14 protein-coding genes and 1 other annotated feature are annotated in these 15,053 nt (G+C 43.2%); of the genes, 10 read left to right on the top strand and 4 right to left on the bottom strand.

The window, feature by feature from the left end; genetic code table 11:
* The first annotated feature begins 223 nt into the window (after positions 1 to 223).
* The 5 genes from MHH26_RS11985 to ccpA all read left to right on the top strand — a co-directional run bounded on the left by MHH26_RS11985 (position 224) and on the right by ccpA (position 4,246).
* On the top strand, positions 224 to 643 hold the full coding sequence (locus MHH26_RS11985) for a DUF948 domain-containing protein (RefSeq protein ID WP_003217556.1): 420 nt from the start codon (positions 224 to 226) through the stop codon (positions 641 to 643).
* A gap of 27 nt (positions 644 to 670) precedes the next feature.
* Positions 671 to 1,141: a YtxH domain-containing protein gene (locus MHH26_RS11980; protein WP_034665507.1), complete on the top strand. Its 471-nt coding sequence runs from the start codon at positions 671 to 673 to the stop codon at positions 1,139 to 1,141.
* 33 nt (positions 1,142 to 1,174) lie between these two features.
* The gene (ytxJ, locus tag MHH26_RS11975; RefSeq protein WP_034665511.1) at positions 1,175 to 1,498 is read left to right on the top strand and encodes a bacillithiol system redox-active protein YtxJ; all 324 of its coding nucleotides are present in this window, start codon (positions 1,175 to 1,177) and stop codon (positions 1,496 to 1,498) included.
* Between the two features lie 218 nt (positions 1,499 to 1,716).
* Positions 1,717 to 2,793: a bifunctional 3-deoxy-7-phosphoheptulonate synthase/chorismate mutase gene (locus tag MHH26_RS11970; RefSeq protein ID WP_003217626.1), complete on the top strand. Its 1,077-nt coding sequence runs from the start codon at positions 1,717 to 1,719 to the stop codon at positions 2,791 to 2,793.
* A 451-nt stretch (positions 2,794 to 3,244) separates the two neighbouring features.
* On the top strand, positions 3,245 to 4,246 hold the full coding sequence (gene ccpA / locus MHH26_RS11965; RefSeq protein WP_034665514.1) for a catabolite control protein A: 1,002 nt from the start codon (positions 3,245 to 3,247) through the stop codon (positions 4,244 to 4,246).
* Between the two features lie 42 nt (positions 4,247 to 4,288).
* Here ccpA and MHH26_RS11960 read toward each other — a convergent pair whose 3' ends face one another.
* The 3 genes from MHH26_RS11960 to MHH26_RS11950 are packed head-to-tail and all read right to left on the bottom strand — an operon-like array spanning position 4,289 to position 6,759.
* Positions 4,289 to 5,449, bottom strand: coding sequence for an acetoin utilization protein AcuC (locus tag MHH26_RS11960; RefSeq protein WP_066030541.1), 1,161 nt, complete (start codon positions 5,447 to 5,449; stop codon positions 4,289 to 4,291).
* Positions 5,446 to 6,087, bottom strand: a complete 642-nt coding sequence (locus MHH26_RS11955) for a CBS and ACT domain-containing protein (protein ID WP_034665520.1) — start codon at positions 6,085 to 6,087, stop codon at positions 5,446 to 5,448. The genes MHH26_RS11960 and MHH26_RS11955 overlap by 4 nt, the downstream gene beginning before the upstream one ends.
* Positions 6,088 to 6,126: 39 nt before the next feature.
* Positions 6,127 to 6,759, bottom strand: coding sequence for a GNAT family N-acetyltransferase (locus MHH26_RS11950; protein ID WP_340973553.1), 633 nt, complete (start codon positions 6,757 to 6,759; stop codon positions 6,127 to 6,129).
* Positions 6,760 to 6,914: 155 nt separating this feature from the next.
* On the opposite strand from MHH26_RS11950, the gene acsA reads away from it, so the two are divergent.
* From acsA to MHH26_RS11925, 5 genes are all read left to right on the top strand, one after another.
* Positions 6,915 to 8,639: an acetate--CoA ligase gene (acsA, locus tag MHH26_RS11945; RefSeq protein WP_340973552.1), complete on the top strand. Its 1,725-nt coding sequence runs from the start codon at positions 6,915 to 6,917 to the stop codon at positions 8,637 to 8,639.
* A 59-nt stretch (positions 8,640 to 8,698) separates the two neighbouring features.
* Positions 8,699 to 8,937, top strand: a binding site (T-box leader).
* Between the two features lie 53 nt (positions 8,938 to 8,990).
* Positions 8,991 to 10,259, top strand: a complete 1,269-nt coding sequence (tyrS, locus tag MHH26_RS11940) for a tyrosine--tRNA ligase (RefSeq protein ID WP_034665529.1) — start codon at positions 8,991 to 8,993, stop codon at positions 10,257 to 10,259.
* A 310-nt stretch (positions 10,260 to 10,569) separates the two neighbouring features.
* A complete protein-coding gene (locus MHH26_RS11935; protein WP_370876317.1) occupies positions 10,570 to 11,157 on the top strand; it encodes an esterase/lipase family protein in 588 nt (195 codons plus the stop codon).
* Positions 11,158 to 11,537: 380 nt separating this feature from the next.
* A complete protein-coding gene (locus tag MHH26_RS11930) occupies positions 11,538 to 12,101 on the top strand; it encodes a cysteine hydrolase family protein (protein ID WP_340973550.1) in 564 nt (187 codons plus the stop codon).
* 300 nt (positions 12,102 to 12,401) lie between these two features.
* Complete coding sequence (locus MHH26_RS11925; RefSeq protein WP_340973548.1) at positions 12,402 to 14,126, top strand: BclA C-terminal domain-containing protein; 1,725 nt, start codon at positions 12,402 to 12,404, stop codon at positions 14,124 to 14,126.
* Between the two features lie 235 nt (positions 14,127 to 14,361).
* Here the strand turns inward: MHH26_RS11925 and rpsD are convergent, their stop codons facing one another.
* Positions 14,362 to 14,964: a 30S ribosomal protein S4 gene (rpsD, locus tag MHH26_RS11920; RefSeq protein ID WP_340973547.1), complete on the bottom strand. Its 603-nt coding sequence runs from the start codon at positions 14,962 to 14,964 to the stop codon at positions 14,362 to 14,364.
* Between the last annotated feature and the right edge of the window lie 89 nt (positions 14,965 to 15,053).

Genomic DNA, 15,053 nt, shown 5'->3' with positions numbered 1-15,053 from the left:
GCTTAAACGAAAAGTGCCGTTTTGATCGGCACTTTTTTTATTTTGAATAAAATGTGACAAAGGGGCTAAATGTGTCAACATCTGCCGCTTTTTTTCGTTCGCTGTGGACAGGAATCAGCGAATAAGTGTAGAATTATTATTCAATCGGTCATTCTAGGCGATGTTTGAATGATACAACGAGAGGGTAATGAATTGCATATGCCCGCAGCAAAGGAGGTATCAGATGATTATTATTCTATATCTAAGCGTTGCACTGATCGCAATTGCTTTCCTCATTCTTGTCATCTATTTGTCCAAAACATTAAAATCCTTACAGCTGACATTAAAGAATGTTGCATCAACTTTAGAAGGTCTTGAAGGTCAGATGCAAGGGATCACCACAGAGACGACACAGTTGCTACATAAGACGAATCAGCTTGCTGAAGATATTCAAGACAAATCGGCAAAACTCAACACAGTTGTGGATGCGGTGCAGGGAATTGGCGGCTCGATCAACCAATTTAATACAAGCATAAAGCAGGCAGCTGGTGCAGTTTCTTCATCCGTTGAACGAAATCAAGAAAAAGTCACGGATGTGGTAAGCTGGAGTAACGCAGCACTTGAAATTTATAAAAAATGGAAACAACGAAAGCACCAAAAATAAAACCATTTTCGCATAGGAGGAATAATCATGAGCAAAGACGGAATCAATAGCAAAGACTTTTTGATCGGAACACTTATTGGTGGAATTGTTGGTGCAACAACAGCCTTATTTTTAGCACCGAAGTCAGGGAAAGAGCTTCGCGATGATTTGAACACCCAAGCGAATGTTTTAAAAGAAAAAACAGATCGCCTCACAACAGATGCAAAAGAAAGAGGCACTGAATATGTGACGATTGCGAAAGATAAAACGTCTGAATTGTCCCAACTGGTAGCAGAACAGTCAAACCAGATTTTAGACAAAGTGAAAGACATAAAAGAGCGTGCAGCTGGAAAAGCTAATCATGTGAAAAGTGAAGCAGAAGATGCAGCAGCTGACCTAGCAAATGAAGCTTCAGATGTAGCAGACGAAGCAAAAGTACGAGCACAAGAAGCGAAATCAGAAATTGAAGATGGCATCAAAGATGTCAAAGAAAAAGTAGAACAATCGACTAAAGGCTAACTCTCACTGCTCGGAGTGAAGAAGGAGAACATCATGTCAAAACAACTCATTGAAACAGAAGAACAGTTTGATCAACTAACGAATCAAGATGGGACGTTTGTCTTTTTTAAGCACAGTTTGACATGTCCGATCAGTCAAGCGGCTTTTCAAGAGTTTGAAGCATTTGCGTCTGCACATGAAGACGTGCCTACTTATTTCTTGCAAATCCAAAACACAAGAGAGCTTTCATCCTATGTGACTGAAAAGTCGGGGGTAAAGCATGAAAGTCCCCAGGCACTCGTCTTTAGCGGTGGAAAAGTGAAGTGGCATGCATCCCACTCAAGCATTACAAAAGAAGCGCTTGAACATAATCTGTAGAAGAAACGTCAGCAATTGCTGACGTTTTTTTATAAAAAAAAGGTTTACTTCAACCAAAAGTATGCTATAATCTTACACATAATACTTTATCGCTTAAAAGCGTTTGGGTAATAAAGAAAATTTTCGTGACAATTCCGAAATCTTTGTTTATAATAAACCCTATCATGAGAGAATGAAAAAATAAAAAGCGAGAACAGGCAGAGGAAAGGATGACAAAAATGAGCAACAATGAACTAGAACAATTGAGACAGCAGGCAGATGAACTAAATCTTCAAATCTTAAAACTGATCAATGAAAGAGGAAGCATTGTAAAAGAAATTGGAAAGGCGAAAGAAGCGCAAGGTGTCAACCGTTATGATCCTGTCAGAGAGCGCACAATGCTGAACCAAATTCTTGAAGCAAATGATGGACCATTCGAAAACTCAACGATTCAGCATATTTTCAAAGAGATTTTCAAAGCAGGTCTAGAGCTTCAAGAAGATGACCACAGCAAAGCACTTCTTGTTTCTCGTAAGAAAAAATCGGAAAATACAATCGTGAACATCAATGGAGAAGCGATCGGTGATGGGAAACAGCGCTTCATCGTTGGACCATGTGCTGTTGAAAGCTACGAGCAAGTCGCAGAAGTTGCGGCAGCAGCGAAACAGCAAGGACTAAAACTACTTCGCGGAGGTGCATTTAAACCTCGCACAAGTCCATACGATTTCCAAGGACTTGGTGTAGACGGTCTAAAAATTCTAAAGCGTGTAGCGGATGAATACGGTCTTGCTGTCATTAGTGAAATCGTCAATCCTGCTCATATTGAAGAAGCGATTGAGCATATCGATGTCATCCAAATTGGTGCACGGAACATGCAAAACTTCGAGCTATTAAAAGCAGCCGGATCTGTGAAGAAACCAGTTCTTTTAAAGCGTGGTCTTGCAGCGACTATTTCAGAATTCATCAATGCAGCTGAATACATCATCGCCCAAGGAAATGACCAAATCATCCTTTGCGAACGCGGTATCCGCACATACGAAACAGCGACAAGAAATACACTTGATATCTCTGCAGTGCCAATCTTGAAACAAGAGACACATTTACCAGTATTCGTTGATGTGACGCACTCAACTGGACGTAGAGATCTTCTCCTTCCAACAGCGAAAGCAGCTCTTGCGATTGGAGCAGACGGTGTCATGGCAGAAGTGCATCCAGATCCATCTGTTGCTCTATCTGACTCAGCGCAGCAAATGGACATTCCTCAATTCGAAAAATGGTTAGATGCGTTAAGACCACTTGTCAACATTCACGCGTAATCATAGATAGAAAAGCCGCCGGATAACTGCCCGGCGGTTTTTCTATGGATAAAATATGATGGAGATTGGGAATGAAAGGAAAAGAGCACATTACAAGTCTCAAAAGTGCTTGTTCACAATGTTTTCATTTTTAAAATTCGATAGAATCTGCTAAGATCATTGTCATAGCTGACGTTCTCGACGATTTTTCATGAAATATGATTCAATTTACAGGAAACAAGCTCATTAAAGTTTGTTTAATTTAGTTATAAAAAGAAAGGGAACGTTTTCATATGGTGAAAAAACGTGTATAATTTCATAAAAGAATGTCATTTTGATGTAGATTGAAAAATTATGTGTCTCTTTTCATCGTTTTAATGACAAATAGGATATTATTTTCCTCGTATCTGACATGTCTCTATCCAATTGGTGAATGCTATAGATATGAAGTGTATTTGAAGGAGTGATTTATGTGAATAATGTTACAATATATGATGTAGCAAGAGAAGCAAATGTAAGTATGGCAACGGTATCACGCGTAGTGAATGGTAATCCGAATGTAAAACCAACAACAAGAAAAAAGGTACTTGAAGCGATTGATCGTCTTGGCTACCGTCCGAATGCTGTGGCACGAGGCCTTGCAAGTAAAAAAACTACAACAGTTGGGGTGATCATCCCTGATATTTCTAGTATCTTCTATTCGGAGCTTGCTCGCGGAATTGAAGATATCGCAACGATGTATAAGTACAACATCATTTTAAGCAACTCAGATCAAAATACCGATAAAGAGCTTCATCTATTAAATACAATGCTAGGTAAACAAGTAGATGGGATTGTCTTTATGGGCGGAAACATCACAGATGTGCTTGTTGAAGAATTTAAGCGCTCTCCTGTGCCAATTGTTCTTGCAGCATCTGTTGAAGAGCAGGCTCAAACACCATCTGTCAATATCAACTACGAGCAAGCGATTTATGATTCAGTTCAGCTTTTAGTTGAGAAAGGACATAAGCGAATTGCCTTCGTATCTGGCCCAATGTCAGAACCGATTAACTCTATGAGAAAGCTTGCAGGTTATAAGCGTGCGCTTGAAGAAGCGGGCATCGCATTTGACGATGCGCTCGTCGCTGAAGGCGATTACTCCTATGATTCTGGAATTGAATCACTTGCTCATTTACTTGAGCAGTCTGACAAGCCGACAGCTGTTATTGCGGCTACCGATGAAATGGCGCTAGGTGTCATTCACGGAGCACAAGATAGAGGCGTATCGATTCCTGAGGATTTAGAAGTGATTGGCTTTGATAACACGAGACTTTCTCTCATGGTGCGTCCTCAGCTGACAACAGTTGTTCAGCCGACCTATGATATTGGCGCTGTCGCAATGAGACTGCTGACAAAGCTGATGAACAAAGAACAAGTGGACGATCAAATTGTTGAGCTTCCGCACAGAATTGAAGAAAGACAATCAACAAAATAAAACGAAAAAGCAGGCTTACACATTAGTGAATGCCTGCTTTTCTTATGCATTTTTCTTTTCTCTTCTTACAGGCATAAGTGCTTTTTCTACAGTTTGAGCATTCTTTTCTGTGATTTCTGCTTTTCTTGGGATCGGTGGATATAAATCGTCAGGGTCTCCCCATGTCGATGGCAGGCTGACAGGCGATTGTTTATGCCAAGCCTGAACCCAGTCCTGAGGCAGTTCAGCCGGCGGTGTGATGCCTTTCATCTCAAGCCAAATCCGGCTCCATGCCCTTGGAACGACACGCCAAATATCATATCCCCCTCCGCCAACAGCAATCCATTTGCCATCACAATATTGATGCGCTAACTCATGGGCAAGTCTAGGAATTTCCTCATATATTTTCATGGTGGCAGATAAATGGGTTAACGGATCATAGTAGTGTGCATCCGCGCCGTTTTGCGTCAAAATTACATCTGGTTTAAAAAAAGCAGCAATTTCAGTCACTGCTGTTCGGTATGCTTCGAGGAACGATTCGTCTTCTGTAAATGCATCAAGCGGAATATTATAGGCGTAGCCATAGCCTTTATCGTGACCTCTTTCCTGTACTTGTCCAGTTCCAGGGAACAAGTAGCGCCCCGTTTCATGAATAGAGACCGTACAGACCTCTGGGTCGTCATAGAAGCTGAATTGTACACCATCTCCATGATGGGCATCTGTATCAATATATAAAATTCTTGCACCATATGTCTTTTGAATATATTGAATGGCCACGGAGCTGTCATTATATATACAAAAGCCAGATGCACGTCCTTTAAACCCGTGGTGAAGTCCGCCGCCAAGATTGAGTGCATGCTGCGAGTGTCCCATCATTACTTGGTCAACGGCTGTTAATGTTCCGCCAACAAGGAGAGAAGCTGCCTCATGCATACCTGCAAACATCGGTGTATCCTCCGTGCCAAGGCCGTAGCGTTCACCTTCTGCTGTAGAGAGCTTTCCTTCACTAGCCCGCTGCACAGCTTGAATATAATCGGCTGTATGGACGAGCTTTAATTCCTCCAGTGTCGCCATACGCGGTGCGACAATCTCATCATCTGTTAACGCCTTCATTTTTTGAAGAAGATCATATGTTAAGTAGACACGAAGCTGATTGAAGGGATGGTCTTGGTGAAATTGGTACGTTTGAAAAGAGGGTGAAAAAACAAAGGTTGCTTCCTTCATTTGATCGTCTGCTCCATTGGCCACAGCACCTTATAGCCTTTTGCACGAATCAGCTTCGTCACATGATCTGCATGAATGGTTTGAAGGCGGAATACGAGCACTTTAGAGGCTTCATTTGCATGCGGATACACGAGCACACTCAGCATTTGAATATGCTGCTCCTTTAAAATGGCCGTAATGTCTGCGAGGCCTTCTGTCATCTGGTCCACTTCAACCTCTAAGTGTGACCCAGGCTGATCTGCACCTGTCAGTCTGACAAACGTACGAAGCAAATCAGTCTTTGTGATAATGCCTACGAGCTTGCCTCGTCTCACCACTGGAAGGCAGCCAATTCCGTGTTCAAAAAAGACACTTGAAATCTCTTCAACGAAATCAAGCGGATGAGCAGTGATCGTCTCTAATACCATGATCTCTTCAACAGGACGCTGAATAAAGAGCTGCCTTTTTTCTGTTTCAAATATACTTGGACTGGCATTTTTAATATCCCGGTCTGTCACCATCCCAATGACAGAACCTTGATCAGATACGATCGGAATATGCCGAATGTGATGTGCACTCATTTTTTGAATGGCTTCTTCAATCGTATCGGTTTTTCGCAGCGTGATCACATCACGCTCCATAATTTGTTCAATCATCATTGTTTACCAATCCCCTTTGCCAAAAAAACGAATTGAACGTTAATACATAAAGCGTTGATGGAAGCGAAGACGATCGAAACGCTCAATCGAATCAGGATTCACATTTTTCCCGATTCTGGCCATTAAACAATTGGCTGGATGTGAGCTGATCTCTGGCTCGTCTGTTGCAAACCAGACAAGACCGCCTGCGTTCATCATTTTCTCCATCATTTTGCGGTACTCCCACACGTTTTTCTTTGTCCCCTTTAAATCCCAATGCCAGTAATATTCAGTTGTAATGATGATATAATTCTCCATTTGCTCATCCATCATGCTCACATCAAGTAAATGCTTGCCAAGTGAGCAGCCTCTAAATGGAGGAGCGACCTCAATCGCGCCAAGCTCGATTAAATTGTCCATGTTACCCTCTGACCAGCGCTCAAGCGGATCAGGATACAAATACGTGACATAGCCTACGACAAGCTCATCCATTCTTGCAATGATAATACGTCCTTCTGGAAGGTTTGCTATTTCAACAAGTGCTTGTTTCTGTTCCTCAGGCGTGCGAAATGCCGTCAGTCCTTCATGAAAGGTATAGTTCGCAAGCTCTGGTGCAGGTACCGGACCTTCAATAAGGATGGAACCTGTTTCTTGCTCAATGGTTTTTGAATAATAAGTTTTAGGATGCTCCACGTATCCACCGCCTCAAATTCTAGTGAGTCGTCTCTATTTTATCTTAAAACTTGCAAGAATTAAAACGGTTTCACCATAAGTTTTTTAAAAATTGAGAAAAAAAGTCATCTATACTATAATGGTCATTGTAAACGTATGCAAAGGGGGACTGTTTGATGAAATTGGAAACGCTGCCATCAGTAAAAGGGGACTATCATTTAAATGATTATGAGCAGGCATACAAAGAATTTTCATGGGAGGAAGCAAGAAAAAACTTCTCGTGGTATGAAACAGGAAACATAAATGCAGCCTATGAAGCGATTGACAGACATGCGGACTCGTTTCGTAAGAACAAGGTGGCGCTTCACTACAAAGATTCACAGCGTGATGAAAAGTATACGTTCAGGGATATGAAAATCAACACAAATAAAGCGGGAAATCTATTCAGAGAAAAGGCGCATGTGCAAAAAGGGGATCGCGTATTTATCTTTATGCCAAGATCACCTGAGCTCTATTTTCTTCTGCTTGGCGCAGTCAAAATTGGTGCGATCGTTGGTCCGTTATTTGAGGCATTTATGGAAGGAGCGGTCAAAGACCGTTTAGAAAATAGTGAGGCGAAGGTCATTGTGACAACGTCGGATCTGCTTGAACGCATTCCGTTTGCAGAGCTTCCGAAGCTTGAATCCGTCATCATTGTCGGCGGTGAAAAGGAAGACGTCGATGGCGTTCGGACAATCCATTACGAAGAGGCGTTTGAGCAGGCAGCAAAGGACCTTGAGATTGAATGGATGGATGAAAAAGACGGCTTTCTGCTTCATTACACGTCAGGGTCCACAGGTACGCCAAAAGGTGTGCTGCATGTCCATGGCGCAATGGTGCAGCAAGACCAGACCGGTAAATGGGTGCTTGATCTGAAAGAAGACGACGTCTACTGGTGTACAGCTGACCCAGGCTGGGTAACAGGCACAGTGTACGGCATTTTTTCACCGTGGTTAAATGGGGCGACGAATGTCATTTTAGGCGGCAGGTTTAACCCTGATACGTGGTATGAAACCATTGAATCACTAGGTGTGACCGTTTGGTACAGTGCTCCGACTGCCTTTAGAATGCTGATGGGAGCAGGAGATGACCTCATTCAAAAATATGATCTCAGCTCGCTCCGTCATGTGTTAAGTGTAGGTGAGCCTCTAAATCCAGAAGTCATCCGATGGGGAGACGCTGTATTTGGCAAACGAATTCATGACACTTGGTGGATGACTGAAACCGGTGCACAGCTGATTTGTAATTATCCATGCATGGACATCAAACCAGGTTCAATGGGGAAACCGATTCCAGGCGTAGAAGCTGCGATTGTCGATAATGCCGGAAATGAACTCCCGCCATACCGGATGGGCAACCTCGCCATCAAAAAAGGCTGGCCGTCTATGATGCATACGATCTGGAACAATCCTGAAAAATATGAATCTTACTTTATGCCGGGAGATTGGTATGTTTCAGGAGATTCAGCTTATATGGACGAAGACGGATACTTTTGGTTCCAGGGACGTGTCGATGATGTGATCATGACATCAGGAGAGCGGGTTGGTCCTTTTGAGGTGGAAAGCAAGCTGGTCGAACATCCGGCCATTGCAGAGGCTGGTGTCATTGGAAAACCAGATCCAGTCCGCGGTGAAATTATTAAAGCATTCATTGCGCTCAGAAGCGGTTATGAGCCGACAGATGAGCTGAAAGAAGAAATTCGTACGTTTGTGAAAAAAGGACTCGCTGCACATGCGGCACCGAGAGAAATCGAGTTTAAAGACAAACTACCTAAAACGCGAAGCGGAAAAATTATGAGACGTGTGCTAAAGGCGTGGGAACTGAATTTACCGGCTGGCGACCTATCGACAATGGAAGATTAATTTTTTTCATCAGTTGACTTGATACCAAAAGTATGTTTAAAATGACATTAGTTGAATATGTAAAGGTTTTGACTGAGATTCAGTAGAATTATCTTTCCCTGTCCAAGAGAGCTGACGGCTGGTGCGAGTCAGTACAAAGAGATATTCGAATTACCCTCACGAACCGCTTTTACGAAAAGGAGCATGCATGCTGTCCTGATTAGTGAAAGAACGGATCTGTCCGTTATCAGTGTAAGTGAAAAGACGTGATTTGTTGTCTTTTAAGCAGGGTGGTACCGCGATATATATCGTCCCTTCGTTCATTCGAAGGGGCGTTTTTTATGTTGAATTGTAAAAAAAGGAGAATTGGATATGAGTCAATTGATGGAAGAGTTATCGTTCAGAGGATTAATTCAGCAGCAAACAGATGAAGAAGGTTTAACAAAATTATTAGCAGAAGAAAAAATCAAGCTTTACTCCGGCTTTGATCCGACAGCTGACAGCTTGCACATTGGTCATCTATTGCCAATTTTAACATTACGCAGATTCCAGGAAGCGGGCCATCACCCGATTGCTCTTGTTGGCGGCGCGACTGGACTGATCGGCGATCCTAGCTTCAAAAAAGCAGAACGTTCACTAAACCCAGCAGAAATCGTAGAGCAGTGGTCAGATAAAATCAAAGGACAGCTGTCGCAATTTCTTGATTTTGAAGCAGACGAGAACCCAGCCGTAATCGTGAATAACTACGACTGGATCAGCCAGATGAATGTCATCACGTTCCTTCGTGATATTGGAAAGAACTTCGGTGTGAACTTCATGCTGGCAAAAGATATCGTCAGCTCGCGTATCGAGACAGGAATTTCGTACACAGAGTTCAGCTACGTCATCCTGCAATCTTTAGACTTCTTAAATCTTTACAGAAATGAAAACTGTAAGCTGCAAATTGGCGGAAGTGACCAGTGGGGAAATATCACATCTGGACTTGAGCTGATTCGTAAGTCTGAAGCAGAAGGGGCAAAAGCATTCGGTCTAACAATGCCGCTTGTCACTAAAGCAGATGGCACGAAGTTCGGTAAAACAGAAGGCGGCGCCATCTGGTTAGATAAAGAAAAAACGTCTCCATATGAGTTCTACCAATTCTGGATCAACACAGATGACCGTGACGTCGTGAAATACTTAAAATACTTTACGTTCTTATCGAAAGAAGAGATCGCATCGTACGAAGAAAAAGTACAAACAGCTCCTGAAAAGCGTGAAGCACAGCGCCGTCTAGCAGAGGAAGTCACAACACTTGTACATGGACGTGAATCACTAGAACAGGCTGTCAACATCTCAAATGCGCTATTCAAAGGCGAGATCAAATCTCTTTCAGCCGAAGAAGTCAAAGTAGGCTTTAAAGATGTTCCATCAATGGAGAAAAGCAGCACAGAAGAATTAACACTTGTCGATGTCCTTGTTGAATCAAAGCTGTCTCCATCAAAACGTCAAGCACGTGAAGACATCACAAATGGTGCAGTTTCCATCAACGGAGAGAGACAAACCGATAAAGACTACGTCCTTTCAGCTGAAGATCGAATTGAAAACCAATTTACCGTCTTAAGAAGAGGGAAAAAGAAATACTTCCTTGTGAATTACAAATAAGAACGATGTGCAGCCGGCTGCGATAACCGGCTGCTTTTTTTATGCAAAATGAGAGATGAGTGCTCTTTGAAGAGTCTAATAGACTGTTCAAAGAGACTTTGTCTAGTCTTTTGGCATTGGCGTTGAGAGAGTCAAAGGTGCTTTTTCATTATTTATTTTCTATAAATTGATTGAACAAACAGTGCCTTGTTCACTTTTTTTACATATTTTTCTTGTATAAAATAGAGTCGAATAAGATGAATAAGGGGGAATGAAAGTGATTCGTTTTAAGAAAAGGAGTTTGCAAATTCTTGTTGTGCTTGCATTGGTGATGGGTTCAATGGCCTTCATCCAGCCAAAAGAGATCAGAGCGGCTGAGCATAATCCGGTTGTGATGGTACATGGCATGGGCGGTGCGTCTTATAACTTTGCTTCGATTAAAAGTTACTTGGTATCACAAGGATGGGATCGAAACCAATTATTTGCTATCGATTTCATAGACAAAACAGGTAATAACCGCAACAATGGTCCGCGTCTATCCAGATTCGTCAAAGATGTGCTAGCCAAAACAGGTGCCAAAAAAGTTGATATTGTGGCTCATAGTATGGGCGGAGCGAACACGTTATACTATATTAAGAATCTAGACGGCGGCGATAAAATAGAAAACGTCGTTACACTTGGTGGAGCGAACGGACTCGTTTCACTCAGAGCATTACCAGGCACCGATCCAAATCAAAAAATCCTTTACACCTCTGTCTATAGCTCAGCCGATCTTATCGTCGTCAACAGCCTCTCGCGTTTAATTGGCGCAAGAAACGTCCTCATTCACGGCGTTGGTCACATCGGTCTATTAGCTTCAAGCCAAGTCAAAGGCTATATCAAAGAAGGACTGAATGGCGGGGGACAGAATACGAATTAAAAAATGAAAAAAGACAGCGACTTGTGCTGTCTTTTTTTGATGTCATCGGACATATGACAGCTGCTAGATGATGAAAGAAGGTTATAATGGAGGTAAAATGATGACACAAAAACTCAAGCAATATTTTTTAAGATATTTCCTCTATTATCCGTGCTCATTTCTCCTCATCTATTTCATCTGGATGAAGTTTGTTAAATCAGTTCAAATAGGCGAGGTGATGTCCAACTGTATTCAATCATTGGTATCTATTACATCGTTGCCAGTGTGTGGTTTGTTTTTTTGATGCAAAAACAGGCAAAACATCATTAAAAGCATGTACAAATGGATCACCATTCCTTACACTACATGTAGTAAATGAGAATCTACGGAGGTGGGCGTTTGTGCAAAAGAATCAAAAGGCTTTGATCATTGTGGATGTACAGAAGGTGTTCGAGCATGAAAAATGGGGAGAACGAAATAATCTAGATGCAGAGAAAAATATCAGTCGTTTATTGACGTTTTGGAGAGAGAAAGGCTGGACAGTGATTCATATTCAGCATACATCTGACAAGCCGGACTCCTTATTTCATCCGGCAAATGAAGGGCATCTCTTCAAAGATATCGCCAAACCGCTAGATGATGAAATGGTGATACAAAAGAAAGTCAACAGCAGCTTTATTGGCACAAATTTGGAGGAACAACTAAGATCAAACGAGATCGACACTGTTGTAATCGCAGGATTAACAACACCGCACTGCGTATCTACAACAACAAGAATGAGCGGCAATCTAGGCTTTGATACATATCTCATTTCTGATGCATCTGCTGCCTTTGGACTAACAGATCAAAACGGTACATATTATGATCCCGAAATGATTCATCGGCTATCACTTGCTACATTGCATGATGAATTTGCTACTGTCATGACAACAGATCAATTGATTAGTAATTGGATGGTAAAATAAAAGATATCGCTATACGCTTAATAATACTTGAGTGAACCATGGAACAAAAAAATCCTCTGGAATTCTAGGGGATTTTTTTCATGATAGATTATATAGTTTTGGATAGCTTCTTGAGACAGGCTAGTCATCATGAAAAAGTTTAGCGCAAAATACAATCAAATTTTCACAACCAAAAGACTTTTGGAATACTATAGAAATTTATATTTATTCTACGCTTATCTTTATTCTTTGTACGTTTTACTTATCTGCACCTATTTACAGATGTAACATATGAATAATGATAAAGGAGATGAACAACTGATGGGTTGTGATAAGTATAAAAAATGCCCTTATTGTAAACAGAAACTATCAAAATCAAACTGTTGCATCATTTGTGAAACAAAAGTAATTGTAGGGCGACGAGGATTACGGGGATTACGAGGGATTCGAGGAGCTACAGGAGCTACAGGAGCCACTGGACCTACAGGGGCCGCAGAAGCCACCGGAGCTACAGGAGCCACCGGAGCCACTGGTCCAACAGGAGCCACAGGAGATACCGGAGCAATCGGTCCAACAGGAGCCACGGGAGATATCGGAGCCACTGGAGCAACGGGTGCCACGGGAGCAATCGGTCCAACAGGTGCTACAGGAGATACCGGAGCGATTGGTCCGACAGGAGCCACAGGAGATATCGGAGCCACTGGAGCAACGGGTGCCACGGGAGATATCGGAGCCACTGGTCCAACAGGAGCCACAGGAGATACCGGAGCAATCGGTCCAACAGGAGCCACGGGAGATATCGGAGCCACTGGAGCAACGGGTGCCACGGGAGATATCGGAGCCACTGGTCCAACAGGAGCCACGGGAGATATCGGAGCAATCGGTCCAACAGGAGCCACGGGAGATATCGGAGCCACTGGAGCAACGGGTGCCACGGGAGATATCGGAGCCACTGGTCCAACAGGAGCCACGGGAGATATCGGAGCCACTGGTCCAACAGGAGCCACGGGAGATATCGGAGCCACTGGAGCAACGGGTGCCACGGGAGATATCGGAGCCACTGGTCCAACAGGAGCCACGGGAGATATCGGAGCAATCGGTCCAACAGGAGCCACGGGAGAAATCGGAGCCACTGGAGCAACGGGTGCCACGGGAGATATCGGTCCAACAGGTGCTACAGGAGATACCGGAGCGATTGGTCCGACAGGAGCCACAGGAGAAATCGGAGCCACTGGTCCAACGGGTGTCACCGGAGAAATCGGAGCCACTGGTCCAACGGGTGTCACCGGAGAAATCGGAGCCACTGGTCCAACAGGAGCCACCGGAGCAACGGGAGCCACGGGAGAAATCGGAGCCACTGGTCCGACAGGGGCTACAGGAGATACGGGAGCGATCGGTCCAACAGGGGCTACAGGAGATACGGGAGCAATCGGTCCAACAGGAGCCACGGGAGATATCGGAGCCACTGGTCCGACAGGTGCTACAGGAGATACGGGAGCGATCGGTCCAACAGGAGCCACGGGAGAAATCGGAGCCACTGGTCCAACGGGTGCCACGGGAGATATCGGAGCCACTGGTCCGACAGGGGCTACAGGAGATACCGGAGCGACCGGTCCAACAGGAGTCACAGGTGCAGGGCTAGCTGAATTTGCATATGTATACAATCTAAGTGCTCAAACAGTAGCTTTAGAAGCCCCGGTGATTTTTGACTCAACTGGAATTACTACTCCTGGTATTACACATGCCCCTGGAACTTCTCAAATTATAGTGACCAATCCAGGAAACTATGAGGTTACTTTTTCAGTTTCTGGCGTAGAGCCAAATCAATTCACCCTATTTGTAAATGGAGCTCCTGTGACGAACACAGTTTATGGTTCAGGAGCTGGTACTCAACAGAATAACGGTCAGGCCATCCTCGCTCTAGCAGCGGGTGACACGCTTACTCTTGTAAACCATACTTCCGCAGCAGCAGTTACTCTTCAAACTCTAGCAGGAGGGACCCAAACAAATGTGAACGCTTCTATTATTATTAAAAAATTAGACTAACTTAAATGTTTAGAGGTGCTTTTAGAAGCACTCAAAAGGACCTTTTCATTTGAATATCTTTTTTCAGCCGTTTCTTGGAAGTCTTGCCCGGTGCTCGTCTTGTGCATAGTCTGTTTCCCATTATATGTTTTAAATTCATTTGTTCATACGAGAATACAAACAAAAAACCCTAGACCACCTTGAACAATCAAGGTCTCTAGGGTTTGTTTGATTTCTCTTTAAGAGAGTAATGAAATTAACGAGAGTAGAACTCAACGATTAGTTGTTCGCTGATTTCAGGCGCTAATTCAGAACGCTCTGGAAGACGAGTGAAAGTTCCTTCAAGCTTTTCAGCATCGAAAGTAAGATATTCAGGAACGAAGTTGTTTACTTCAACTGATTCTTTCACAACTGCAAGGTTTTGAGATTTCTCACGAAGAGCAATCGTTTGACCTGGTTTCACAGAGAAAGATGGGATGTCTACACGGCTTCCATCAACAAGGATGTGACCATGGTTGACTAGCTGACGAGCTTGGCGGCGAGTACGAGCAAGGCCAAGACGGTATACTAGGTTGTCAAGGCGAGTTTCAAGAAGAATCATGAAGTTTTCACCTTGTTTACCAGGAAGTTTAGCAGCTTTGTCAAATAGTGTACGGAATTGACGTTCGTTGACACCGTACATGTGACGAAGCTTTTGCTTCTCTTGTAATTGTAAACCGTATTCAGATAGTTTTTTGCGTTGTCCTGGACCATGTGGGCCTGGAGCGTAAGGGCGTTTTTCAAGTTCCTTACCTGTTCCGCTTAATGAAATGCCTAAACGGCGGGAAATCTTCCAACTTGGACCTGTATAGCGAGCCATAATGTGACTCCTCCTTATTTGTTTTTATTTGTGAAAAATAAAAACCGTCTGTTCTTTGTCTTTTCCGTCATTATGTTTTCATGCATCCT

Origin of the sequence: Bacillus sp. FSL K6-2839 (genome assembly GCF_038003365.1) — a bacterium.
Taxonomy (GTDB): Bacteria; Bacillota; Bacilli; order Bacillales; family Bacillaceae; genus Bacillus.
This window is presented reverse-complemented; position numbering and strand designations above follow the sequence as displayed.